The 24,356-nt window shown below is 72.6% G+C and carries 19 protein-coding genes and 1 other RNA gene; 10 read left to right on the forward strand and 10 right to left on the reverse strand.

All coding sequences use genetic code 11. The features are described from left to right. Window positions 1–150: 150 nt before the first annotated feature. Both ACZ45T_RS29110 and ACZ45T_RS29115 read right to left on the reverse strand, forming a co-directional pair. Complete coding sequence (locus ACZ45T_RS29110; RefSeq protein ID WP_468446426.1) at window positions 151–942, reverse strand: ABC transporter ATP-binding protein; 792 nt, start codon at window positions 940–942, stop codon at window positions 151–153. Continuing rightward, window positions 935–1,873 carry an ABC transporter permease gene (locus ACZ45T_RS29115; protein WP_468446428.1) on the reverse strand — a complete coding sequence of 313 codons (939 nt, stop codon included), beginning with the start codon at window positions 1,871–1,873 and terminating at the stop codon, window positions 935–937. Before ACZ45T_RS29115 ends, ACZ45T_RS29110 begins: the two co-directional genes overlap by 8 nt. Window positions 1,874–2,013: 140 nt before the next feature. On the opposite strand from ACZ45T_RS29115, the gene ACZ45T_RS29120 reads away from it, so the two are divergent. Further along, window positions 2,014–2,664: a TetR/AcrR family transcriptional regulator gene (locus ACZ45T_RS29120; protein ID WP_468446430.1), complete on the forward strand. Its 651-nt coding sequence runs from the start codon at window positions 2,014–2,016 to the stop codon at window positions 2,662–2,664. A gap of 242 nt (window positions 2,665–2,906) precedes the next feature. Continuing rightward, complete coding sequence (locus ACZ45T_RS29125; protein ID WP_468446432.1) at window positions 2,907–3,260, forward strand: hypothetical protein; 354 nt, start codon at window positions 2,907–2,909, stop codon at window positions 3,258–3,260. Window position 3,261: 1 nt separating this feature from the next. On the opposite strand, the gene ACZ45T_RS29130 is transcribed toward ACZ45T_RS29125, so the two are convergent. The 5 genes from ACZ45T_RS29130 to ACZ45T_RS29150 form a co-directional block, all read right to left on the reverse strand. After that, the gene (locus ACZ45T_RS29130; RefSeq protein WP_468446434.1) at window positions 3,262–5,532 is read right to left on the reverse strand and encodes a bifunctional glycosyltransferase/CDP-glycerol:glycerophosphate glycerophosphotransferase; all 2,271 of its coding nucleotides are present in this window, start codon (window positions 5,530–5,532) and stop codon (window positions 3,262–3,264) included. A 170-nt stretch (window positions 5,533–5,702) separates the two neighbouring features. Next, complete coding sequence (locus tag ACZ45T_RS29135) at window positions 5,703–6,563, reverse strand: carbohydrate ABC transporter permease (RefSeq protein ID WP_468446436.1); 861 nt, start codon at window positions 6,561–6,563, stop codon at window positions 5,703–5,705. Next, the gene (locus ACZ45T_RS29140) at window positions 6,560–7,870 is read right to left on the reverse strand and encodes a carbohydrate ABC transporter permease (RefSeq protein ID WP_468446522.1); all 1,311 of its coding nucleotides are present in this window, start codon (window positions 7,868–7,870) and stop codon (window positions 6,560–6,562) included. The genes ACZ45T_RS29135 and ACZ45T_RS29140 overlap by 4 nt, the downstream gene beginning before the upstream one ends. Continuing rightward, window positions 7,867–9,231 (reverse strand): ABC transporter substrate-binding protein, encoded by a 1,365-nt coding sequence (locus tag ACZ45T_RS29145; RefSeq protein WP_468446438.1) that lies wholly within the window; start codon window positions 9,229–9,231, stop codon window positions 7,867–7,869. The genes ACZ45T_RS29140 and ACZ45T_RS29145 overlap by 4 nt, the downstream gene beginning before the upstream one ends. Window positions 9,232–9,339: 108 nt before the next feature. Beyond that, complete coding sequence (locus tag ACZ45T_RS29150; protein WP_468446440.1) at window positions 9,340–12,378, reverse strand: FHA domain-containing protein; 3,039 nt, start codon at window positions 12,376–12,378, stop codon at window positions 9,340–9,342. 448 nt (window positions 12,379–12,826) lie between these two features. Between ACZ45T_RS29150 and ACZ45T_RS29155 the strand changes: the two genes are divergently transcribed. Continuing rightward, entirely contained in the window at window positions 12,827–14,575 is a 1,749-nt protein-coding gene (locus ACZ45T_RS29155; RefSeq protein WP_468446442.1) for a serine/threonine-protein kinase, read from the forward strand. A 159-nt stretch (window positions 14,576–14,734) separates the two neighbouring features. After that, window positions 14,735–15,985, forward strand: coding sequence for a serine/threonine-protein kinase (locus tag ACZ45T_RS29160; protein WP_468446444.1), 1,251 nt, complete (start codon window positions 14,735–14,737; stop codon window positions 15,983–15,985). Between the two features lie 113 nt (window positions 15,986–16,098). Here ACZ45T_RS29160 and ACZ45T_RS29165 read toward each other — a convergent pair whose 3' ends face one another. Next, a complete protein-coding gene (locus tag ACZ45T_RS29165; protein ID WP_468446446.1) occupies window positions 16,099–17,103 on the reverse strand; it encodes an isopenicillin N synthase family dioxygenase in 1,005 nt (334 codons plus the stop codon). Between the two features lie 314 nt (window positions 17,104–17,417). Between ACZ45T_RS29165 and prfB the strand changes: the two genes are divergently transcribed. Further along, window positions 17,418–18,527 (forward strand): peptide chain release factor 2, encoded by a 1,110-nt coding sequence (prfB, locus tag ACZ45T_RS29170; protein ID WP_468446448.1) that lies wholly within the window; start codon window positions 17,418–17,420, stop codon window positions 18,525–18,527. Window positions 18,528–18,592: 65 nt separating this feature from the next. Here prfB and ACZ45T_RS29175 read toward each other — a convergent pair whose 3' ends face one another. After that, window positions 18,593–18,787, reverse strand: coding sequence for a hypothetical protein (locus tag ACZ45T_RS29175; RefSeq protein WP_365177396.1), 195 nt, complete (start codon window positions 18,785–18,787; stop codon window positions 18,593–18,595). A gap of 238 nt (window positions 18,788–19,025) precedes the next feature. Here ACZ45T_RS29175 and ftsE point away from each other — a divergent pair, with 238 nt between their 5' ends. The 5 genes from ftsE (at window position 19,026) to ssrA (ending at window position 22,942) form a co-directional block, all read left to right on the forward strand. After that, a complete protein-coding gene (gene ftsE / locus ACZ45T_RS29180; RefSeq protein WP_030011324.1) occupies window positions 19,026–19,715 on the forward strand; it encodes a cell division ATP-binding protein FtsE in 690 nt (229 codons plus the stop codon). A 17-nt stretch (window positions 19,716–19,732) separates the two neighbouring features. Continuing rightward, the gene (gene ftsX / locus ACZ45T_RS29185) at window positions 19,733–20,701 is read left to right on the forward strand and encodes a permease-like cell division protein FtsX (protein ID WP_468446451.1); all 969 of its coding nucleotides are present in this window, start codon (window positions 19,733–19,735) and stop codon (window positions 20,699–20,701) included. Between the two features lie 67 nt (window positions 20,702–20,768). Then, on the forward strand, window positions 20,769–21,947 hold the full coding sequence (locus ACZ45T_RS29190; RefSeq protein ID WP_468446453.1) for a S41 family peptidase: 1,179 nt from the start codon (window positions 20,769–20,771) through the stop codon (window positions 21,945–21,947). Between the two features lie 18 nt (window positions 21,948–21,965). Further along, entirely contained in the window at window positions 21,966–22,451 is a 486-nt protein-coding gene (smpB, locus tag ACZ45T_RS29195; protein ID WP_393748020.1) for an SsrA-binding protein SmpB, read from the forward strand. Window positions 22,452–22,553: 102 nt separating this feature from the next. Continuing rightward, window positions 22,554–22,942, forward strand: a transfer-messenger RNA (tmRNA) gene (gene ssrA / locus ACZ45T_RS29200). Window positions 22,943–23,039: 97 nt separating this feature from the next. Here the strand turns inward: ssrA and ACZ45T_RS29205 are convergent. Then, window positions 23,040–24,275 carry an MFS transporter gene (locus ACZ45T_RS29205; protein ID WP_468446524.1) on the reverse strand — a complete coding sequence of 412 codons (1,236 nt, stop codon included), beginning with the start codon at window positions 24,273–24,275 and terminating at the stop codon, window positions 23,040–23,042. Between the last annotated feature and the right edge of the window lie 81 nt (window positions 24,276–24,356).

The following is a 24,356-nucleotide window of genomic DNA, read 5'->3' on the forward strand; positions in this document are numbered from 1 at the left end:
TTTTCCCTGCCAGGCTGTTTTGCCGCTTTTTTTACGGGGGCCCCCCCCCCTGGCCCCCCGCCCCCCAAACGCCGGCGAGGCTGAAATGTAGCCCCGCCGGCGTTTGAGGCGCGGGGTCTGGGGCGGAGCCCCAGGTCTTTGAGCCGAGCGCTAGTTTCTGCCTGATGTGAAGGCTTCGTACGCGGCGCAGACCTGGTCGGAGGGGCCGTCCATGCGGAGCACACCGGCCTCCAGCCAGATCGCGCGGTCGCAGGTCTCGCGGACCGTGTTGATGCCGTGGCTGACGAGGAAGACGGTGCCGGCGCGCTCGCGGAGTTCTTCGATGCGGGCCTGGCTGCGGCGCTGGAAGGCGGCGTCGCCGGTGGCCAGGGCCTCGTCGATCATCAGGACGTCGTGGTCCTTGGCGGCGGCGATGGAGAAGCGCAGCCGGGCGCCCATGCCGGAGGAGTACGTACGCATCGGCAGGGAGATGAAGTCGCCCTTCTCGTTGATGCCGGAGAAGTCGACGATGTCCTGGTAGCGGTCCCTGACCTGCCCGCGGCTCATGCCCATCGCGAGGCCGCCGAGGACGACGTTGCGTTCGCCCGTCAGGTCGTTCATCAGGGCGGCGTTCACGCCGAGGAGCGAGGGCTGGCCGTGGGAGTAGACCGCGCCCCGGGCCACCGGCTGGAGTCCGGCGATGGCCTTGAGGAGGGTGGACTTGCCCGAGCCGTTGGACCCGATGAGGCCGATGGCCTCGCCCTTGTACGCGGTGAAGCTGACGCCCTTGACCGCGTGCACCTCGCGGACGCCGGGGGCGGGCTTGCGGGAGAAGATCCGGCTGAGTGCGGCGGTGGCTCCGCCCTTGCGGGTGCCCGATCCGTACACCTTGTAGATCACGTGGACCTCGTCGGCGATCACGGTGGGGACGCGGGTGTCGGTCTGCACTGCGGTGTCAGCCACGGCCGTACTCCTCCTCGGCCTTCCAGAAGTAGATGAATCCGCCGACACCGGCGAGCAGCGCCCAGCCGATGGCGATCGGCCACACGTGGTGCGGGAGCGAGTGCGCCTGGAAGCTGTCGATCAGCGCGAAGCGCATCAGGTCGATGTAGACGGCCGCCGGGTTGAGCTTGAGCGCCATCGACACCCAGTGCGGCAGGTCTGCCGTCTTGAGCATGGTGTCGATGGACCACATGACGCCCGAGGAGTACATCCAGGTGCGCAGGACGAACGGCATCAGCTGGCTGACGTCCGGGCTCTTGCTGCCGATGCGGGCCATGACCATGGCGCAGCCGGCGGCGAAGACGGCCATCAGGAAGAGGGTCGGGGCGGCCAGGAACCAGGACGGGCTCGGCGTCTGGCCGAAGGCCAGCAGCAGGATGACCAGGGCGCCCATGGTGACGAGCAGCTGCTGGAAGAGCTGCGTGACGGTGGAGATGGGCAGGCTCGCGCGGGGGAAGTGCAGGGCGCGGACCAGGCCGAGGTTGCTGTGGACGGCCCGGGTGCCGGCGTTGACGGAGCTGCCGATGAAGTCCCAGACGAAGACGCCGGTGATCAGGAAGGGCAGGTAGTCGGGCACGCCGTGGCTGGCGTGCATGACGATGCCGAAGATGAAGTAGTAGACCGCCGCGTTGAGCAGCGGGGTCACCAGGTGCCAGACCTGGCCGAGCTTCGCGCTGCTGTACTGCGCCTGCATGCGGGCGGTGGCGTAGGTGGTGACGAAGTGGCGGCGGCCCCAGAGCTGCGCGATGTAGCGGGGGAGCGTGGGGCGGGCGCCGCTGAGGGTGAGGCCGTGGGCGGCGGCCAGTTCCGCGGGGGTCGACGGGGTCGACGGGGCCGAGGGGGCCGAGGGGCTCGCGGGGGCGGCGGGCGGGGGTGCGGTCGCGGTGGTCACAAGAGTCGCTTTCGCCGGGGTCAGGGCGTCTCGCTGCGATGCGATGGGACGGGGCCGTATCGTCGCTACGGCGAGGTTAGGGCGTGCGAGGGTCGGAACGCAACCGTATCGTCGTGACGGTGTCGAGTTATGCTCGGTGCATGACCACGGAGCCTGCCGCCCCTGCCCCTGCCCCTGCCCCTGCTGCGCCTGCCGCTGCCCCTGCCCGCCGGGCTCCCGCCGGGGCCGCCGTCCTGCGTGAGGACGTGACCGAGGCGATCCGGGCGTCGGTGTTGGAGGAACTGGCCGCGGTCGGCTTCTCCCGGATGTCCATCGAGGGGATCGCGCGGCGGGCGGGCGTCGGCAAGACCGCGGTGTACCGGCGCTGGAAGTCGAAACTGCACCTGGTGCTGGACCTGGTGGGGGCCTTCGCGGTGGACGGGCTGCCGGTGCCGGCGACGGGGTCGCTGTACGGGGACGTACGGGCCCTGCTGGAGGTCATGTCACACGTGCTGCGGCATCCGGTGGCGTCGGCGGTGATTCCCGACCTGCTGGTGGAGGCGGCGCGGAATCCGGAGATCGCGGATGCGGTGCGGGGGGCGCTGCTGGAGGGGCAGCGGCGGCTTGCCGCGGGCATCGTCGGCGAGGCGGTCGCGCGGGGGGAGCTGCCGGAGGGGGCCGATCCGGAGCGGGCGCTCGATCTGGCGATCGGGCCGCTGTACTGGCGGCAGGTGGTGGTGCGGGACTCCGTCCCCGGTGAGTATCTGGACGAGCTGGCGCGGTCGGTGGTGGCGGGGCTGCGGGCCGCCTGAGCCCTGCGGGGCGGCTGGGCTGAAGGACCCGGGGCGCCGCCCCGGACCCCGCGCCTCAAACGCCGGCGGGGCTGGAGTTGGCCCGGCGGGGCTGGAGTTGGGCTGGATGGGGCTGTTCGGGGGATGGGGGATCGATTCTTCGGGGGCGGGTGGTTCGGTGGGGGGCGGGGCGCGGGAGTGTGGCGGCGGGGGCAGGTTGGTGCCCTCCTCTTCCGATTCCCTTCCTGTGCAAGGAGCAGTGCATGCGTGTGCGCAACGCGGCCGTCGCCGCCCTCGGCGCCTTCGTGCTCACTCTGGCGATCCCGGCCTCGCCCGCGGCCGCGGCGAGCGGTGAGTTCCAGTACTCGTTCATCGGCCTCGACGGCCGGCCGCAGGCCGTCGTGCTGACGGACCCGCCCAGCAACAGCTGCATCGAGCTCCCGGAGGTGGTCGACCCCGGCGCCGGCGAGCCGGCGCAGTCGCCGCGCAACCGGAGCGACGAGGAGGCGATCGTCTTCACCGGGCCCGACTGCACGGGGGACGAGTTCCACCTCCGGCCGCGCACCGGCTACGGCACCGCACGGCTCAAGCTCCGGTCGGTCGTCTTCCTGGGCTGACCTACGGCCAGCGCGAGGGGCTCAGTCCGGCCAGCGGGAGGTCGGGCGAGGGGCCGGAGGCCGCCGCCGGGCACGGGCGGCGGTCCTCCAGGGGGACGGTCGGGGGCAGGTCCTGCGACTGGCCCAGGAAGACCCGGCGCACCACCCGCTCCGCCGCGTGGCCGTCGTCGTACGAGCAGAAGCGCGAGCGGAAGGCCGCCCGCAGCTGCGCCGAGCGCGAGCCCTGCCAGTGGCCCGTGGTGAAGATGTCCACCAGCTCGTCCTGGGTCCGGGCGATCGCGCCCGGCGGGCACGCCCGCAGGTCGAAGTAGGTGCCGCGGGCCGCCTCGTACGCCTCCCAGTCGTCCGCGTGGATCACGATCGGCCGGTCCAGCGCCGCGTAGTCGAACATCAGGGACGAGTAGTCCGTCACCAACGCGTCCGACGCCAGGCAGAGTTCCTCCACCGAGGGATGGGAGGAGACGTCGATCAGGCGGGGGTGGGTGTCCGCCGGCGCCGGCGCGTCCGCGTACGTGAGGTGGGTGCGGGAAAGGATCGTGAAGCGCGGCCCCAGGTCCCGCAGGACCCGCTCGAAGTCCAGGTGGTCCGGCCGGCTGCGCCGGTAGTCGCGGTGCGTGGGCGCGTACAGGATCACCGTCGAGCCCGCCGGGATGCCGAGGCGTTCGCGCAGCTCCAGGACCTCGGACTGGGTGGTGCGGTGGAAGACGTCGTTGCGCGGGTAGCCGTATTCGAGGGTGGTGTAGGCGGACGGGACCGCCTTCTCCCAGACCAGGGTGGAATGGCGGTTCGCGGAGAGCAGGTAGTCCCACTGGTCGGCGCCGCGCAGCAGGCCCGCGAAGTCCGTCGTCGGGGTGGCCGCCGGGCGGTCCTGGAGGTCGAGGCCGACGCGCTTGAGCGGGGTGCCGTGCTGCGTCTGGAGCAGGATCTGGCCCGGCCGCTTGACCAGGGCGCGGTCGAAGTTGACGTTCGTGACCAGGTACGAGGCCCTGGCCAGGGCGGTCCAGTACGCCGCCGAGCCCGGGCGCAGCGCGGTCGTCTCCCGGGGGAGGGTCGCGGCGTGCGCCGGGTCGCAGATCCACGCCGTCCGCATCCCCGGCGCGAGCTCCCGCAGTTTGGCCTCGATCGCCGCCGGGTTGCAGGCGTAACCGCCGTGCCAGTACGCGGAGAAGACCGCCAGGTCCCGGCGCAGGGGCAGGAGCCGCTGGAGGCGGTAGTGCAGGCGCAGGGCGGCCTCGCGCAGGCCCCGGGCCAGCGCGGTGGTCCCGTGGGCGGAGGCCAGGCCGCACGAGCGCAGCACCGACAGCAGCCGGTACGTGCGCCGCACCCCCAGCCGCATGAGCAGGTGCCGCAGCCGGTCGGTCCGGGACAGCGAGAGGGGCAGCGCACGGGCGTGGCCCTGGGTGCGGTAGCGGCGCAGCAGGGCCGAGGCCCGCTTGAAGAACTCGGCCCGGCTGGCGCGCGGGAGGCGGCGCGGGTCGGCGTACAGGGCGCAGAAGTGCTCGGCCATCCGGCGGTGCACGGCGGGGCGCCAGCGCTCCAGCTCGGGGCGGCCGGAGAGGTAGCCGAAGACCCGGTCGTACTGGTCGAAGATGTCGAGGTGGTGGCGGCTGGAGGTGGTCAGGATCGAGCCGGTGCGGCGCTGGCGGTAGTGCACGCAGACCCGGTCGAGGACGGCGACGGACTCCGCGGCCAGCAGCGCCGGGTAGGTCCAGGGGGTGTCCTCGTAGAAACCGGGCGGGAAGGCGAGGCCCTCGCGCTCCACGTACTCGCGGCGGTAGGTCTTGTTCCACACCACCATCAGCATGGCGAGCAGCGCCGGGCGGTCGGCGAGCCGGAAACTGGCCGGGCCCTCCTCGGACAGCCGGTGGGAGAGGCGGTTGCGGACCAGTTCGCCCGTCCAGAAGGTGCGCGCGTAGTCGTAGACCAGGACGTCGGGGGAGCCGGTGGCCTTCAGCCGGTCGGTGATGGCCTGGAGGGCGCCGGGGGCGAGGGTGTCGTCTCCGTCGAGGAAGACCAGGTAGTCGCCGGTGGCCCGGGCCAGGCCCGCGTTGCGGGCCGGGCCCAGCCCCAGGTTGTGCGCCAGGTGAACGGCGGTCACCCGGGGGTCGCGTGCCGCGTACTCGTCGATGATCGAACCGCAGGCGTCCGGGGAGGCGTCGTCGACCGCGATCAGTTCCAGATCCGGGTACGACTGCGTCAGGACCGAGTCCAGACTCTCCTGGAGGTACGCCTGGACCTTGTACGCGGGCACGATGACGCTGAACCGGGGCACGGCACATCCAGGGGTCGGCGCGGGCATATTGCCCAGGAACCCCCGGCGTGGTGTTCGGGTTACGCAGCGTGTGGCAATCGGGTTACGCAGCGTCAACAGCGCACGTCGGACGGGGCACGTCGATCGCGGCACGCCGACCGGCGCACGTCGATCGGGGCAGTCGGGGCGCGTCACTTGATCGCGCCGGCCATCACCCCCGAGACGAACTGCCGCTGGAAGGCGAAGAAGACGACGAGCGGCACCACCATCGACAGGAACGCGCCGGGCGCCAGCACGTCGATGTTGTTCCCGAACTGCCGTACCTGCTGCTGGAGCGCGACCGTGATCGGCGGGTTGGCGGAGTCCGCGAAGACCAGCGCCACGAGCATGTCGTTCCACACCCACAGGAACTGGAAGATGCCGAGCGAGGCGATCGCCGGACCGCCCAGCGGCAGCACCACCCGCGCGAACAGCCGCAGTTCACCCGCCCCGTCGAGGCGGGCAGCCTCCAGCAGCTCGCGCGGGATCTCCGCGAAGAAGTTGCGCAGCAGGAAGACGGCGAAGGGCAGTCCGAAGGCGGTGTGGAAGAGGACCACGCCCGCCGTGGTCTCGAACAGCCCGATGGAGCCGAAGAGTTCGGAGACCGGGATCAGCGCCACCTGTACGGGGACGACGAGCAGCCCGATGACGAGGAGGAAGAGCCAGTCCCGGCCGGGGAACTCCAGCCAGGCGAAGGCGTATCCGGCGAACGCGCCCAGGACCAGCACGAGCAGGGTGGCCGGTACCGCGATCGCGAAGGTGTTCAGGAGGGAGCCGGTGATCGTGTCGTTGGCCAGCAGCCGCTCGTAGTTGCCGGCCGTCAGCCGCGAGGGCGCGCTCAGCACCTGCCACCAGCCGCCCTCGTTGAGGTCGGTGGGGGACAGGAACGAGGAGATCAGCAGCCCGAGGGTGGGCAGCAGCCAGAACAGCGCGGCCAGCACCAGGAACACGCGCAGCGCCCCGCCGGCCGCCTTGGCCGCCCACCTGCCGGCCGTTGCTTCGGTGCTGCTCATCGGGAGCCCTCCTTCCGCAGCCTGCGGATGTTCACGAGCATCACCGGGATCACCAGCACCAGCAGCAGCACGGCGATGGCGCTGCCCAGCCCGGGATCGGCGTCCGTGCCGAAGGAGGTCCGGTACAGCTGGAGCGCGAGCACGTTCGCGTCGTCCTGGACCGCTCCCGGCGCGATCACGAAGACCAGGTCGAAGATCTTCATGACGTTGATGACGAGGGTGACGAGCACGACCGCCAGCACGGGCGCCAGCAGCGGGACCGTGATCCTGCGGAACACCTGCCACTCGTTCGCCCCGTCCACCCGCGCCGCCTCCAGCAGCTCACGCGGTACGGCGGCCAGCCCGGCCCCGATCAGCACCATCGCGAAACCGGCCCACATCCATACGTACGCCCCGATGACCGCCGGGGTGACGAGCGTCGGGCCGAGCCACTGCACCCCCGCGTACGCCTCCCGGAAGTTCGCCGCGGGCAGCCGCAGCCGGGCCCCGTCCGCCTTCGCGGACAGGGTGAAGGTGCCGTCGGCGCGGGCCGTCGCCCTATCGACCACCTTGCCGTCCTTGACCGCCTCGATCCGCATCCCGGAGAACCCTGTCTCCGTCGGGTCGACCACGTTCGTCTCGCCGCCCCCGCCCCGGGTGAAGTCCTGCCAGACGGTGCCGGTGACCTTCCCCGGCAGAGGGGCCGGCTTCCCGGCCGTACGGGTCCCCTCCGGCAGGGCCTCCGGGGCCACGCCGACCAGCGGAAGCAGCACCGCCGCGCCCGCCCGTACGGGATCGCGGGTCACGAAGGCGCCCCCGTCGGCCGGGACCAGCGGGGAGTCCCGGCCCGGGCGGGCCTTGGGGAAGGCCGAGGACTCCGCGAAGGTGTCGTGGACCCCGACCCAGACCGCGTTGGCGACGCCCCGGTCGGGATCGTGGTCGTAGACGAGCCGGAAGATGATGCCCGCCGCGAGCATCGAGATCGCCATCGGCATGAAGACGAGCAGCTTGAACGCGGTGCCCCAGCGGACCCGTTCGGTGAGCACCGCGAAGATCAGGCCCAGCGCGGTGGCCGTGGTCGGGGCGAGCACCACCCACACCGCCGTGTTCTTCAGGGCGGTGCGGATCGTGTCGTCGTGCAGGATCTCGCGGTAGTTGCCGGCCCCGACGAAGGAGTCGCCGGAGCGGTCGAAGAAGCTGCGGTAGACCGAGTATCCGATGGGGTGCACGACGAGCGCGCCGAGCAGCACGAGGGCCGGGAGGAGGAACGCCGCCGCGATCAGGCGGCGGCGCCGGGCCTCCTGGGAGGTGGCCGCCACCGGGATCAGTTCCCGTAGGCCTTGGCCGCGTCCGCCTCCAGCTTCGCCTGGGTGCCCGCCACGTCCGACGGGTTCGCCAGGAAGTCCTGGAGCGTCTTCCACTCGCCCGCGCCCGGCGTCCCGCCGAAGGCCGCCGGGGCCTGGTCCGACATGTCGAAGCGGAAGTCGTCGCCCGCCGCGATCAGGGCCTTGGCGATGTTCCGCTGGATGTCGTTCGGGTAGGCGCCCGGGTCGACCGCCTTGTTCGGGGAGACGAAACCGCCCTCGCGGGCCTGGATCTCCGCCGCGTCCGCCGAGGCCAGGAAGGTCAGCAGGGCCTGGGCGCCCTTCGACGGCTTCAGCGCGACCGCCACGTCACCGCCCGAGACCACCGGCGCCTTCTCGCCGACCGCCGGGAAGGGGAAGACGAGGGCGTCCTCGCCCACCTTGGCATCGGTCTGCGCGATGTTCACCGCCACGAAGTCGCCCTCGAAGACCATCGCGGCCGCCGGCCGGTCGCCGCCGGTGAAGGTCTGCGTCACCGACTTCGGGAACTCGGTGGACAGCGCCCCGCTCGGCCCGCCCGCCAGGAAGTCCTTGCGCCCGAACAGTTCGCCGAGCGTGGTCAGGGCCTGCTTGACGCTGTCGTCCGTCCACTTGAGCTGGTGCTTGGCCAGCTGGTCGTACTTCGCCGGGCCCGCCTGGGAGAGGTAGACGTTCTCGAACCAGTCCGTGAGGGTCCAGCCGTCCGCACCCGCCACCGAGACGGCCGGCGTACCGGAGGCGGACAGGGTGTCGGCCGCGGCGATCAGCTCCTTCCAGGTCGTCGGGGGTTTGACGCCCGCCGACTCGAAGGCCTTCGCGTTGTACCAGATCAGCGACTTGTTGGCGGCCTTGTAGTACACGCCGTACTGGGTGCCGTCGACCGCGCCGAGCGTCTTCCAGCCCGCCGAGTAGTTCGCGTCGAGCTGGGCCTGGGCCTCCGCGCCCACCGGCTGCGCCCACTTGTTCCGGACCGCCGAGACCAGCGCCCCGACCTGCGGGAGCAGCGCCACGTCCGGCGGCGCCCCGCCGGCGATCTTCGTGCCGAGGAAGGTGACGATCGGGTCCTGGGCCGGCACGAAGGTGACGGAGGCCCCCGTCCGCTTCTCGAACTCCTTCAGGACCTTGGTGAAGTTCTCCTGCTCCGGCCCTGTCCAGACCGCCGCGACCTCCAGCTTCTCGCCCGGCAGCTTCGGTAACTGCACGCTCTGCTTCGGCTGGGCCGAACCGCCCTGCGGCGGGTCCGGCTTCTCGTCCGCATCGCCTCCGCAGGCGCTGAGTACGAGCGCGCCCGCGGCGGCGAGCGCCGTCCAGGTGAGTGTCGTACGGCCCGTTCCGTGCTTGCGCATGGTTCTGCCCCCGATGCCCGTGGTGTGTCCCGGACCACAAGGTCTACGCCGACCCGCGCGGCCCCGCAATACCGCGTCGCGGCGCTCCGGTTGTGGACGGCCCGGGTATCAGGGGGCCGGCGGGAACAGCACCGGTATCGCCGAGACCAGGTGCGAGGCCCGGTCCAGGGCGCTGGCCAGCAGGGCGAGGTCCGTCGGTCCGTTGCCCAGCTCACGCACCGGGCGGCGGGCCGGCGGATCACCCATCCGCTCCCATTCCACCGGGACCACGGTCGGCCGCTGGGTCGCCGTCCGGGGGATCCGGCCGGTGACCCGGCCGGCCTGGAACGGGACCGTCCGGTTGTCGGAGTACCGGAGCAGGCCGCGGCCCGGGCCCGGCTGATCGGGGGCGTCGAGCTCCACCCGCAGGGTGGCCAGCCGGGCCAGACCGGTGTCGGCCGTACGGTCGGGACGGGCGGTGGTGGCCACCAGGTGCACGCCGAGCCGGGCGCCCTCGCGGGCCACCGCCTCCAGCGCCCGGACCACCGAACCCGCGGCGGGCCGGCCCGTACTGCCCAGCCCCGGCGCGACCAGCGCGTCGAGGTCGTCCACCAGCACCACCAGGCGGGGCAGCGGGCTCGGGCCGGCCGGGTCCGTACGGGTGGTTGCGGCGCGGAGCCGCAGCGTCCCGGTGCGGGGCGGGTCGATGTCGCCGCGCTGTTCGCCCGCGGTGGGCCGGCGGGGCGAGACCATGCGGTCGGAGACCTCGCGCCGCGCGTGCCAGTCGGCGAACGACAGCCCCTCCAGCAGCTCGTCGCGGCGCTTGAGCTCCGCGCCCAGCGCCTGCGCGAACTCCCGCATGCGCAGCGGGTCCGAGGCGACCAGGTGGGCGGAGACGTGCGGGAGCTCGGTACAGGGCAGCAGCCCGTCGCCGCGCTCGCCACCGGCCCCGTCGAGGAGGACCAGCCCGAGCCGGTCGGGCCGGGCGGCCGCGGACAGCGAGGCCGCCACCGCCCGCAGGAGCTCGGTCCGCCCGCTCCCGGCGGGTCCCTCGATGATCAGGTGCGGGCCGTCGTGGACCAGCTCGGCGCCGACCGGCCCGCGCCGCCCGCTGCCCAGCACCATCTCGGCCAGGCCGCCCACACCCTGCCCCTGGTCGGTGGCGGCGGCCCAACGGGCCATCAGCGAAGCAGGGGTGGCCCGGGCGAGGCCCAGCTCGTCCAGCAGCCGCGCGGTGGCGGGCAGGGTGGCCGCGGTCGGCCGGACCGGTGTGGCGCAGGCGCCGTCGGTGGTGCGCAGGGGCGCCAGGGCCCGGGCGAAGCGCTCGGCCCAGGCGGCGGAGACGGCGTCGGCGGTGGCGGTCACCCCGGCCGGGACCGGCCTGCCGCCGTCGACCGCGAAGGTCCGTACGGCCGTGGCCACGTCCCCGCTGAGCAGGGCGACCGCGCCGCAGTCCCGGAAGGCGGGGGTGCTCGCGCACGCGGCCTCCCACGTCTCGGTGACCGGCGAGGCGGGCGTGGCGGCGGGGGCCTCGGCGAGCGCGAGCACGTGGATCCCGGCGGCCGGGCCGTGCGAGGCGAGCCGCCCGGTGAGGTCGCGCAGCGGGCCCGCGCCGGTGTCGCCGTCGAGGACGACGAGCGTGTACGGGCCCTCGTAGGCCTCGGCGGCCTGCCGGACCCGCTCGGGATCGGCGCCCGCCCAATGGGTGCCGAGCGGGCTCTCGTCGAGGCGCCGGGTCAGCTCACCGGTGCGGGCGGCGGCCTGGTCGCGGTCGTACGCGAGGAGGAGCCGGCAGTCCTGGCCGTGCGCGGGCCGTACGTGGGGCAGCCAGCCGAGCCAGCCCCAGTCGCGCCGCCGCTCGGCGAGGGGGCGCGCCCGGTCGGTGGAGACGAGCACGATCTCCAGCTGCCCGGGCGCGTGCAGGGCGGCCAGCTGCGCGACCACCCAGCGGGCGACCCCGGCCAGCCGCGCCCGCGGCCCCGCGATGCCGAGGGCGCCGACGGCGGGCAGGGACACGCGGCATCCGGCGCCGAGCCCCACGTCCAGCACCGCCGGGTGCCCGGGCGTACGGGACCACAGGCGCTCCGTGGGCCCCATCGCGGCCAGTAGCAGGGTGGCGGGGTCGTCGGGGTCGGGCGCGGCGGTGGTGGCCACGGCTTCCGGCACGGCTTCGGCGAGGTCCTCCCCGCGCACCCACTTGCGGGCCCACGCACCGAGTCCCTTGCGGCGGCCGCCGGGGGGCGCCGATCCGGCTCCGCCGGTGGTCACGGGGCCGGGGCCCGCTGTTCCGGCTCCGCCGATGACCGCGTGGCCGGGGCCCGCCTCTCCGGCCGCGCCGGAACCAGCCGCCCCGGCCGACCAGGCGGGGGCGGCCGTGCCGGCCGCGCCGGCCGGGCCGTGCGGCCCGGTGACGCGTCCGGCTCCGCCGGAGGCGTCCGGGGTCCCGCCGGGGGTGCCGGGGCGCGGTCCCGAGGGCCCGTCGGCCCCGGCCGGGCCGGCGCCCGACCGGCTCGAACCGGCCGCCGCCGCGGGCGCGAGGGCCAGGTGGCCCTCCTGGTCCGGGGTCACCGCGCGAGGGCCCGCGCCCGCCGGGGCCAGCCGCAGGGTGGACTCGCCGACGCGCAGCAGCGCCCCCGGCGGCAGGGCGACCGGCTGGGCTCCCACCGGGGAGCCGTCCAGCGTGGTGCCGTTCGTCGAGTCCAGGTCGGCCACCGCGACCCGGCCGTCCCGGATCACCGTCACCGCGCAGTGCAGCCGGGACACGTCGGGGTCGTCGAGGGGGACGTCGGCGTCGGCCGAGCGGCCCACCCGGATCTGCCCGCTGTGCAGCAGGTGCACCCCGCCCGCGTCGGGTCCGGCGACGACGTGCAGCTGGGGTGCGCCGAGGCCGTCCTCCGGCAGGACGTCCGGAACAGGCATGTGCAGGGCCAGTACCGCCCCGTCCACGAGCGGCGGTTCACCGAGCACCCGGCGCTGGAGGTCGAGGCGCTCGGAGCCGGCGTACAGCACGACCGTGCCACCGGTGTCGGGTCCGCCGACGGTCGCCGCGAGCCCGGAGGCGACCGCGGCCAGCGCGGTACCGGCGGGCGCCGTGACGAGCACGTCACAGCTCGCGGGGGCGGTCTGGTGGCCGCTGCGCGACCCAAGGACGGTCAGCCGGATCTGCATCGCCGTCAGCGGTCCCTTCTGCGCGGTGCGCGGTGTGTGCGCCCGGCAGGGGAACTTCGGGACATGGCTGCCCGATCGCCCCCCACCCGGCACGGACGCGTCGTCCGGTCAGGTCTGACGGAAGGCGGGGCTCCCGACCCGTGCCGTTCCGTACGTGTGCATCCTCGCACCTGTCGCCGACAACACGCCCGGCACCCACCGACAAGTGATCTTGATCGGTCGCGGTCCGGTCCGGACCGCAACCGGATCCGGACAGCGAGGCCGGGAAAGTCGGGGAAAATCGCCTCCGGCATACCCCCCAAACGTCACCCTCCGTACATATGTGCGGCAACCAACCTCCGACGACCGGCGTCTTCCCCGGGGACACCCCCTAGAGTGGGCCGGAAAACCAATCAGCGGATCGACCGCGACAAGACCACAGCAGAACGACAGCAGGGGAGCGCGAGACGTGCGGCCAGTCGGCAGCAAGTACTTGCTCGAGGAGCCGCTCGGGCGCGGCGCCACGGGCACTGTCTGGCGTGCACGCCAGAGGGAGACCGCGGGCGCCGAGGCGGCCGTCGCGGGGCAGCCCGGCGAGACCCTGGCCATCAAGGTCCTCAAGGAGGAGCTGGCCCAGGACGCCGACATCGTCATGCGCTTCCTGCGCGAGCGTTCGGTCCTGCTGCGTCTGACCCACCCCAACATCGTGCGCACGCGCGACCTCGTCGTCGAGGGCGATCTGCTCGCCCTGGTCATGGACCTGATCGACGGCCCGGACCTGCACAAGTACCTGCGCCAGAACGGCCCCTTCACACCCGTCGCCGCGAGCCTGCTGACCGCCCAGATCGCGGACGCGCTCGCCGCCAGCCACGCCGACGGCGTGGTCCACCGCGACCTGAAGCCCGCCAACGTGCTGCTCGACGAGCGCGGCGGACAGATGAAGCCGATGCTCACCGACTTCGGCATCGCCCGCCTCGCCGACTCCCCGGGCCTGACCCGCACCCACGAGTTCGTCGGCACCCCGGCCTACGTCGCTCCCGAGTCCGCCGAGGGCCGCCCGCAGACCTCCGCCGTCGACATCTACGGCGCCGGCATCCTCCTCTACGAGCTGCTCACCGGGCGCCCGCCGTTCGGCGGCGGCACCGCGCTCGAAGTGCTGCACCAGCACCTCAGCGAGGAGCCGCAGCGCCCCTCGACCGTGCCCGATCCGCTGTGGACGGTCATCGAGCGCTGCCTGCGCAAGGAGCCGAACGAGCGCCCCAGCGCGGTGAACCTGGCCCGCGCCCTGCGCGTGGTCGCCGCCGGCATCGGCGTGCACTCCTCGGCCGCCGAGGTGGAGGCCGCGCTCGGCGTCGGCGCCCTGCTCGCGCCCGACCCCTCGCCGGCGCCGGTCCCCGAGACCCTCCCCCAGCTACCGCCGGGGGTACCCCCAGGCGCCGCGGACGCCACCCAGGTGCTGCCCGGAGGCGCCGGCGCGTCGCCCATGGGCGCCTACGACCCGAACGCCATGACCAGCGTCATGCCGCCGGTCGGCGCCGCCGACGCCACCTCGGTCATGCCGCCCGTGCAGCGGCCGGACCAGCCGCACCCGTGGCAGTCGCAGCTCCAGGCCGCCCGCGACCGCAACGAGCAGACGCAGATGCAGTACCTCGACCCGAGCGAGGACCCGCTGCGGCGCCGTCCGCAGCGCCAGGCGCCTCCGCCGCCGCAGCACCGGCCCCAGCAGCCGCAGCAGCCACAGCAGCAGCAGTACCGGCAGGGCCCGCCGCAGCAGCAGCCTCCCCAGTACCGGCAGCCGCAGCAGCAGCCGCAGCAGCAGTACGCGCCTCCGCCGCCGCAGCACTACCAGCCGCAGCCTCAGCAGCACCAGCCTCAGCCGTACCAGCAGCCGCAGCAGCCGCAGTACCGCCAGCCGCAGCAGCAGCCCCCGCAGGCCCCGCCGCCACAGCAGCCGGCCGCCCGGGAGCCGCGCGAACCGCGCCGCCGCAGCGCCAACCCGGTGCACATCCCCGGCCTCGGCTGCCTCAAGGGCTGCCTGGTCGTGATCCTGCTGTTCTTCGTGGCGGGCTGGCTGGTCTGGGAGCTCACTCCGCTCCAGGAGTGGGTCGGCACCGGCCGCGGCTGGTGGGACCAGCTGTGGACCTGGGGCAGCGACATCGTCGACTGGGTCGGCGCCATAGGGGACTCCACGGGCTCGACGGGCTCCACCAAGTCCTGAAACGAGCCCTGTAGCGCTGACTTCGTGGATTTGTCGACTTCTGGGACGTGATTTCGCCCGCAGAAGTGAAGGTCGCCGCGAATCCGGCCCCCTGCTGGCCTCCAACGCCCATCCGGCCGCGTAGCTTTGGTGCGTACGCCAGCCGCTGAGGGAGCAGTCGTGGCACGGAAGATCGGCAGCCGGTACACCGCGCACCAGATCCTGGGGCGTGGCAGCGCGGGCACGGTGTGGCTGGGCGAGGGGCCTGACGGGCCCGTCGCCGTCAAACTGCTGCGCGAGGACCTCGCGTCCGACCAGGAACTGGTCGGACGGTTCGTCCAGGAGCGCAGCGCGCTGCTCGGCCTGGACCATCCGCACGTCGTCTCCGTCCGCGACCTCGTCGTGGACGGCAACGACCTGGCCCTCGTCATGGACCTCGTACGCGGTACGGACCTGCGCACGCGCCTCGACCGCGAGCGGCGGCTCGCCCCCGAGGCGGCCGTCGCGATCGTCGCGGACGTGGCCGACGCGCTGGCCGCGGCGCACGCGGCCGGGGTCGTCCACCGGGACGTCAAGCCGGAGAACGTCCTGCTGGACATGCAGGGCCCGCTCGGCCCGGGCGGCGCGCACCCGGCGCTGCTGACCGACTTCGGCGTGGCCAAGCTCATCGACTCCCCGCGGCGGGCCTCCGCCGGCCGGGCCTCGGCCCCGACGACCCGGATCATCGGCACCCCGGACTACCTTGCGCCGGAGATCGTGGAGGGCCTGCCCCCGCGGGCGGCCGTGGACATATACGCCCTGGCCACCGTCCTGTACGAGCTGCTGGCCGGTTTCACCCCGTTCGGCGGGGGCCACCCGGGCGCAGTGCTGAGGCGGCACGTCACGGAGACCGTCGTCCCCCTCCCGGGGATCCCCGACGAGCTGTGGCAGCTGATCGTGCAGTGCCTGGCCAAGGCCCCGGCCTCGCGGCTGCGGGCCTCGGAGCTGTCGGTCCGGCTGCGGGACCTGCTGCCGCTGCTGGCCGGGATGCCGCCCCTGGACGTGGACGAGCCGGACGACGCGGATCCGGAGCCGGAGCCCTCGGACGAGCCCACGGCCGATCCCGTACGCCGCCGGGGCGTGGTCCCGCTGGTGCCGGGGTCCGCGACCGACTCCAACCGGGACACCCACACCTCGATGCGGGTGCCGGGGCCGGAGGAGCTGGCGGGCGGCGCGCTGGGGACCGCGCGGGTCCCTCGGCCGGCGGGTGGCCACCGGCCGGGCTCCGCCCGGCACCGGGCGGAGGCCGCGCGCAAGCGGCGGCTGGTGCTGTCCGTCTCTGCCGTGGCGCTGACCGCAGCCGTCGGGCTGGGCACATGGTTCGCCGTGTCCGGCGGCGACGAGTCCCCGACCCCGCCGGACAGCAAGCAGTCGGGCCCCCGCACCCCGTAGCCGCGCGCCGCCGCGATCGGGGGCCCTGAATTTCAGCCTCGCCGGCGTTTGAGGCGCGGGGTCTGGGGCGGAGCCCCAGGAGGTCCCGCGCAGGGGCGGGCGGCGGCGGGCGGCTACGCGGCGACCAGTTCCGGGTGCCAGCGCCGCGCAACCGCGGGATGGGCCCGCACCCACCCCTTCAGCTCGTTGCGCCCGTACTCGGCGTGCAGCGGGTTCGACGCGTCGTGCACGACACCCCGCGCCGAGCGCAGGTAGTCCCCGGGCACGGTGTCGATCACCGCGTCCAGCCGCGGGTTGTAGAAGAACGGCACCGAATACCGCTCCACCGCACCCGGCGGGCTGACCACCCGGTGGTCCGTCGCCGTCAGGTAGCCCTCCGTCGCGATCTCCAGCAGCTCACCGAGGTTCACCACGAACGCACCGGGGAGCGGCGGGACGTCGAGGTAGCCGCCGTCCCGGACCACCTGGAGCCCGCCGACCGCGTCCTGGAGCAGCAGGGTGAGGAAGCCGTAGTCCTTGTGCGCGCCGACGCCCTGGTCCGTGCCCGTGGGGGCGGATCCCGGGTAGCGGATCAGCTTGGTGTGCAGGTGGGGGCGGTCCGCGAAGGCCGCGTCGAAGAAGTCCGCCGGGGCGCCGATCGAGACGAGGAGCTCCTGGAGCAGGCGGTGGGCCACCGCCGCGAGGCGGGACTGCCACTCCAGGACGGCCGTACGGAGCTCCGGGAGCGCCTCGGGCCACTGGTTCGGGCCCTCCAGCCACAGGTACGCCGGGTCGTCCGGCCCCACCACCGGCGCCGGGCGCTCGGCGCCCACGTCCAGCTGGTCCCGCCAGTCGGAGGCCCCGCCGGTCAGCTCGTGGCCGATCCGGGTGTAGCCGCGGAAGTGCGGGGAGTTCAGATTGCTCACGGCGAGCCGGTCGGCCTCCGGGAGGGCGAAGAACGCCCTGGTCAGCTCCAGGATGCGGTCGCTCTCGGCCGCGGTGACCCCGTGCCCGGTGAGGTGCAGGAATCCGGTGTCCCGGGCTGCCGCGTGCAGCTTCTTGAGGAAGTCGGCCCGCTGGGCCGGGTCGTCGGCCTGGGAGAGGTCAAGGACGGGAAGGGAGGTGTGCGCGGACGGCATGACGGCTCCGTTTCGGATGTCACGGGGTCCTGTTCCCCAGAGGTGGCGGGGGCCGCGGGTGGGGAGGATCACCGGCAGGGATGGCGCCGGGACCGCTTGGGCCGCGTACAGGACCAAGTCGGATCGGGTTGGATCAGGCTTGGGACAGGTCCGGCGGCAGACAGCTCGTCGTCGTGACACGCATGTGGTCCACATGGCGGCGCTTGACGAGGAGAACGGTCATACGCTGAGCGTACGCCCGTACGACCCGCCATCAGTACGGGTGATTCGGCCTGCCCGGACGGCCTTGTCCGAGGACCGGCTACGCTGGACCCGTGGCAGTCGTCGATGTTTCCGAAGAGCTGAAGTCCCTCTCCTCGACCATGGGGTCGATCGAGGCCGTCCTGGACCTCGACAAGCTGAGGGCGGATATTGCCGTGCTCGAGGAGCAGGCCGCCGCGCCGTCCCTGTGGGACGACCCGGAGGCCGCCCAGAAGATCACGAGCAAGCTTTCGCACCTCCAGGCCGAGGTCCGCAAGACCGAGACCCTGCGCGGGCGCATCGACGACCTCGCGGTGCTGTTCGAGCTCGCCCAGGAGATGGACGACGCGGACACCCTCGCCGAGGCCGAGACCGAGCTGGTCTCCGTCCGCAAGGCGCTGGACGAGATGGAGGTCCGGACCCTGCTCTCCGGCGAGTACGCCGAGCGCGAGGCCCTGGTCAACATCCGTGCCGAGGCCGGCGGCGTCGACGCCTCCGACTTCGCCGAGCGCCTCCAGCGCATGTACCTGCGCTGGGCCGAGCGCCACGGGTACCCGACCGAGGTCTACGAGACCTCGTACGCGGAAGAGGCCGGCATCAAGTCGACCACCTTCGTCGTCAAGGCCCCCTACGCCTACGGCACGCTTTCCGTCGAGCAGGGCACCCACCGCCTCGTGCGGATCTCGCCCTTCGACAACCAGGGCCGCCGCCAGACCTCCTTCGCGGGCGTCGAGGTGCTGCCGGTCGTCGAGACCAGCGACCACGTCGAGATCGACGAGGCCGAGCTGCGCGTCGACGTGTACCGCGCCTCCGGCCCCGGCGGCCAGGGCGTCAACACCACCGACTCGGCGGTGCGCATCACGCACCTGCCGACCGGCATCGTGGTCTCCTGCCAGAACGAGCGCTCGCAGATCCAGAACAAGGCCAGCGCGATGAACGTCCTCCAGGCCAAGCTGCTCGAGCGACGCCGCCAGGAGGAGAAGGACAAGATGGACGCCCTCAAGGACGGCGGCAGCTCCTGGGGCAACCAGATGCGCTCCTACGTCCTGCACCCGTACCAGATGGTCAAGGACCTGCGGACGGAGTTCGAGGTCGGCAACCCGCAGGCGGTGCTCGACGGCGAGATCGACGGCTTCCTGGAGGCCGGGATCCGCTGGCGCAAGCAGCAGGAGCAGACCGCCTAAGGGCGAATGTGCGTGAAGGGCCCGGACACCCCTGGTGTCCGGGCCCTTCCGTTTGATCGGTGCGTCTACGCGGTCTGCTGGGCCACCAGGACCAGCGCCGCCACGAGGATCACCATGAGCACGATGAGCGTCACGGGATTCAGGCCGGAGAAGGGGCCCTCCTGCTGCTGGAGGCGCTCCCGGTTCGCCCGGCACACCGGGCAGCGGCCCTGGCTGACGGGTGCGGCGCAGTTCGCGCACACGAGCCGGTCATATGTCATGCGCTCCTCCTCTCGTCCCCTTGGTCCTCTTACTCATGTACAACGGCATGGGGAAGCACTCCGTTCCCCCTACCACTGTGCCAGCTTCGACGACATTCGGCGCGGCCCGTCCGGGCAATCACGATCGGGACCACCCCGCACCTCGGGATAAAACGGGCAACTCCGGCCGCTGGGTCCACACCTCGCGCCCGTTCGCGTATGGTCACGCACACCTACTCCCGGCGACCGTGGTGCACCCGTGATCCGATTCGACAGCGTCTCCAAGTCCTACCCGAAGCAGAGCCGCCCCGCACTCAGAGAAGTCTCCCTCGACATCGCGAAGGGCGAGTTCGTCTTCCTGGTCGGCTCCTCCGGCTCCGGCAAGTCCACCTTCCTGCGGCTCATCCTGCGCGAGGAGCGGGCGAGCCACGGCCAGGTGCACGTCCTGGGCAAGGACCTCGCCAAGCTCTCCAACTGGAAGGTTCCGCAGATGCGGCGCCAGTTGGGGACCGTCTTCCAGGACTTCCGCCTGCTGCCCAACAAGACGGTGGCCGAAAACGTGGCCTTCGCGCAGGAGGTCATCGGCAAGCCGCGGGGCGAGATCCGCAAGGCCGTCCCGCAGGTCCTCGAACTGGTGGGCCTCGGCGGCAAGGAAGAGCGCATGCCCGGCGAGCTCTCCGGCGGTGAGCAGCAGCGCGTGGCCATCGCCCGCGCCTTCGTCAACCGCCCCGCCCTGCTGATCGCGGACGAGCCCACCGGCAACCTCGACCCCCAGACCTCCGTCGGGATCATGAAGCTGCTGGACCGGATCAACCGGACCGGCACCACCGTGATCATGGCGACGCACGATCAGCAGATCGTGGACCAGATGCGCAAGCGCGTCATCGAACTCGAACAGGGCCGACTCGTACGCGACCAGTCGCGCGGCGTCTACGGCTACCAGCACTGAAAGGCCCTTGAGACGTCATGCGCGCCCAGTTCGTCATGTCGGAGATCGGCGTCGGCCTCCGTCGCAATCTCACCATGACCTTCGCGGTCATCATCTCCGTGGGCCTCTCGCTGGCCCTGTTCGGCGGCTCCCTGCTCATGAGCGAGCAGGTGGGCCGGATGAAGGGCTACTGGTACGACAAGGCCAACGTCTCGATCTACCTCTGCAACAAGCAGGACGCCCAGGAGGCGAGCGAGGCCGCCGCCAAGCCCGACGGCTCGGGAGGCGGCGCCGCGGGCGTGGCCACCTGCCGCAAGGGCGCGGTGACCGAAGAGCAGAAGAAGCAGATCGAGTCCGAGCTCAAGCAGATGACCCTGGTCAAGTCCGTCGCCTACGAGTCCGCGGACGAGGCGTACAAGCACTACCAGGAGCAGTACGGCCACACCGCCCTGGCCTCCTCCATCACCCCCGACCAGATGCAGGAGTCCTTCCGGGTCAAGCTCAAGAACCCGGAGAAGTACAAGGTCGTCACCTCCGCCTTCGCCGGACGGGACGGCATCCACACCGTCGACGACCAGCGCCAGGCGATCGACGACCTCTTCCGGATCCTGAACTACCTCAACATCGCCGCCATCGCCATCATGCTGATCATGCTGATCGTGGCGCTGCTGCTGATCGTCAACACCGTGCGCGTCTCGGCGTTCAGCCGGAGGCGGGAGACGGGGATCATGCGGCTGGTGGGTGCCTCCAGCTTCTACATCCAGGTCCCCTTCATCATGGAGGCCGCCGTCGCCGGCCTCATCGGCGCCTTCTTCGCCTGCGCCATGCTCGTTTCCGGCCAGTACTTCGTGATCGACCACGGTGTCGGCCTGCGGGACAAGATCCAGCTGATCGACTTCATGGGCTGGGGATCGGTGCTGGCCAAGCTGCCCTACGTGCTGTTCATCGGCCTCCTGATGCCCTCCATGGCCGCCTTCATCGCCCTGCGCAAGTACCTGAAGGTGTGACAAGCGCCCCGCGAGCGGTCCGGTCAACCATCCGTACCGGCGCGGGGCTTGTCCTAGACTCGGCGCCATGCCGGGTCTGCCCGCCTTCTGTCTCCGGCCCCGCGACCTGCGTCGCGGGGCCGTTTTGACGTTGGCTTTCCTCGCCGCCGTCGCCGCCGGCGCGTGCACCGGCTGCTGGGACCGCGAGGGGGGCGCCGCCGCGGCGACCCGTACGGACGCCCCCGCGCCCGCCGCGCCCCGCGAGACCGGCACCGCCGACCGCGACGCGGTCGCCCGGGCCGCCGCCGAGGCCGTCGCCGAGGGGAAGTCCGGCAAGAAGGCCGCCCAGGAGGTGGTCAGCCGCAGCGGCGACCGCTGGGGCACCGTCTACGACCAGGGCGAGTACGCCGCCTTCAGCGAGCGCCTCGACGGCCAGTGGACCGGTGTCGGAGTCTGGGCCGAGCGCGGCCCGGGCGGCACGATCAAGGTCGACAAGGTCCAGCCCGGCAGCCCCGCCGACCGCGCCGGACTGCGCGCCGGGGACCGGCTGCTGAGCGTCGACGGGCACGCCGTCACCGGCCTCGCGGTGACCGACGTGGTCTCCCTGCTGCGCGGCGAGGCCGGCACCCCCGTCGTGCTGAACCTGAGCCGGGACGGCGCGGACCTCACCGAGACCGTCCGCCGCGAGCAGCTGCGCACCGAGCCGGTGACCGTACGGCAGCTCGCGGGCGGCGTCACCGTCATCAAGGTCGCCTCCTTCACCCGCGGCTCCGGCGAGCGGGTCAAGGACGCCGTCCGCGCGGCCCCGCCCGGCGGCGGGGTGGTGCTCGACCTGCGCGGAAACCCGGGCGGGCTGGTCGCCGAGGCGGTCACGGCCGCCTCCGCCTTCCTGGACGGCGGGCTCGTGGCGACGTACGACGTACGGGGGGACCAGCGCGCGCTCTACGCGGCCCCGGGCGGGGACACGACCCGGCCGCTGGTGGCCCTGGTCGACGGCGGCACGATGAGCGCGGCCGAACTGGTGACGGGCGCCCTCCAGGACCGGGGCCGGGCGGTGGCGGTGGGCAGCCGGACCTTCGGCAAGGGCTCGGTGCAGATGCCGACCGAGCTCCCGGACGGCTCGGTGGCCGAGCTGACGGTGGGCACGTACCGCACGCCGGCGGGCCGCAGCCTGGACGGCAGCGGCATCACCCCGGACCTGCCGGCGGGCGAGCGGGCCGAGGAACGGGCCGCCACAGTATTGGGTGGCCTCGGGGTGGGTCCGTAGTGCGAAAATGACCGCACTATGGCTAAGGAAAAAGGGCGCAAGCTGATCGCCCAGAACAAGAAGGCGCGGCACGACTACACGATCCTCGACACCTACGAGTGCGGTCTCGTACTCACGGGCACCGAGGTCAAGTCCATGCGACAGGGCCGGGCCTCGCTGGTGGACGGCTTCGTGTCGGTGGAGGGCCGCGAGGCGTGGCTCTACAACGTGCACGTGCCGGAGTACAGCCAGGGCACCTGGACCAACCACAGCGCCCGGCGCAAGCGGAAGCTCCTCATGCACCGGGAGGAGATCGACAAGCTGGAGCGCAAGGCGGACGAGTCGGGTCACACGATCGTGCCCCTCTCGCTGTACTTCAAGGACGGCCGCGCGAAGGTCGAGATCGCGCTGGCGAAGGGCAAGAAGGAGTACGACAAGCGGCAGACGCTGCGGGAGAAGCAGGACACCCGCGAGACGAACCGGGCGATCTCGGCCGTGCGGCGCAAGCAGCGGGGCACGGTTTAATCTTCTGGCACGCAGTGGTCCACTTCGCGTACCATGGCGTCAGCACCCCCCGCTTGCGGGTGGAGCACTTTGTGCAGCATCTAATTGAATAGCGTGAAACATGGGGATGATCGGTTTCGACAGCGGATGTCGATGCAGGGGAAGCGAGCCGAGGAAGCGGCAATGATCTCGCTAACCATATGTCGCAAACAATAATCGCCAACTCCAAGAGCGATAACTCCCGCTTCACCCTCGCTGCCTAATAACAGTGAGCTGAAGCCTCTGTGAGGAGCGTCAGCCCGGAAGTGGTCCCGGTCCGGATCCTGGCGTCAACAAGGGATCTAAACCTCTAGCCCCGGTCACGGGGGTTGGAGGGAAATCAAACAGTGACTGAGCCCGTCGGAGACTTGTCCGTGTGATCTCCGGGGCTGAGAAAAGCGCAGCGGACTGCGCTCGGAGAAGCCCTGCTTCTGCACCGTTGGACGCGGGTTCGATTCCCGCCATCTCCACTCATCCCATGTGGGCAAAGGCCCCGCGGCCTCTCGGCTGCGGGGCCTTTGTCATGTCCGGCGGGCCGCCGCCGGCGGAACGGCGCCCACGCGGGCGCGATCACTCGGCCGCCGGACGGATGCGCATCGCCGCGGCCGTCGCCAGCGCGAGCAGCGCGGCCGCGGCCGGCACCCCGTAGGCGGCGGTCGTGCCCAGGCTCTCCACCGCCCGGCCGGCGGTGGCCGCGCCGACGGAGATGCCCGCGAAGATGGCCGTGACCGCGAGGGTCATGCCCTCGTTGAGGCGCCCCGGCGGGGTCAGGGCGTGCACGCGGGACATCGCCGTGACCATGGTCGGGGCCGTGGCCATGCCGGCCAGCAGCAGGGCGCCGGCGAGGGCGGGCACGGAGCCGGTGGCCGCCGCGGCCCACGGAAGGGCCATCAGGACGGCCAGGGCGCACACGCAGGCCTTCAGCGAGCGGGGGCGCAGGGTGCCGTAGAGCAGGCCGGCCACGCAGGAGCCCGCCGCCTGGAGGGCCAGGACCGGGCCGGAGGCCGCGCCCAGGCCCTGGGCGTCGAGGTGGGCGATCGAGGTGACCTCCATCGAGCCGAAGACCACGCCCGTGGCGACGAAGAGGGGCAGCAGCGGGCTCAGGGCACGCAGCGGCGAGCCGCGCCGGGGCGCCGTCGTCACCGGGGGCTCGGTGGAGCGGCAGGAGGTGAAGACCAGCATGCCGGTGAGCAGCAGGGCCGCGCCGGCGAGGGTGCCCGCCTCGGGGAAGACGGCGGTGCACAGGAAGGCCGCCACGACCGGGCCGAGCATGAAACACAGCTCGTCCGCGGCCTGTTCGAAGGACATCGCCGTGTGGTGGGAGGCGGGGGAGTCGCGCAGCAGGTGCGTCCAGCGGGCGCGGGACATGCCGCCGATGTTGGGGGTGGTGGCGGTCGCCGCGTACGAGGCGAAGAGGGTCCAGGCGGGGGCCTGCGTACGGACGCACACGATCAGCGAGACCGAGCCGAGGACCGCGATCAGGGTGGCCGGGACGGCGATCCGGGCCTGGCCGTGGCGGTCGATCAGCCGGGCGGTCCAGGGCGCGACCAGCGCCGTGGCGGCCAGACCGGTCGCCGTGACCGCGCCGGCGAGGGCGTACGAGCCGCGCTGGCCGGCGATCATCATGACCGCGCTGATCCCGAACATGCCCATGGGGAGCCGGGCGATGAGGTTCCCGGCGGTGAATCCGCGGGTGCCGGGGAGGGTGAACAGGCGGCGGTACGGGCCGGGTGCGGGTGTCCGGCCGGCGGTACGGGCGGGGGTGGGAGCGGCCGCGATGACGAGGGTGTTGCCGGTGACGGACATGAGGGGCATGAGGACCACCCTCGGACGGGACCGGGTGCACCGTCCAACACCTGTTCGGAGCCCATTCATGCCGTTGTGTTG

It is taken from the genome of Streptomyces sp. NPDC030995 (assembly GCF_055571215.1).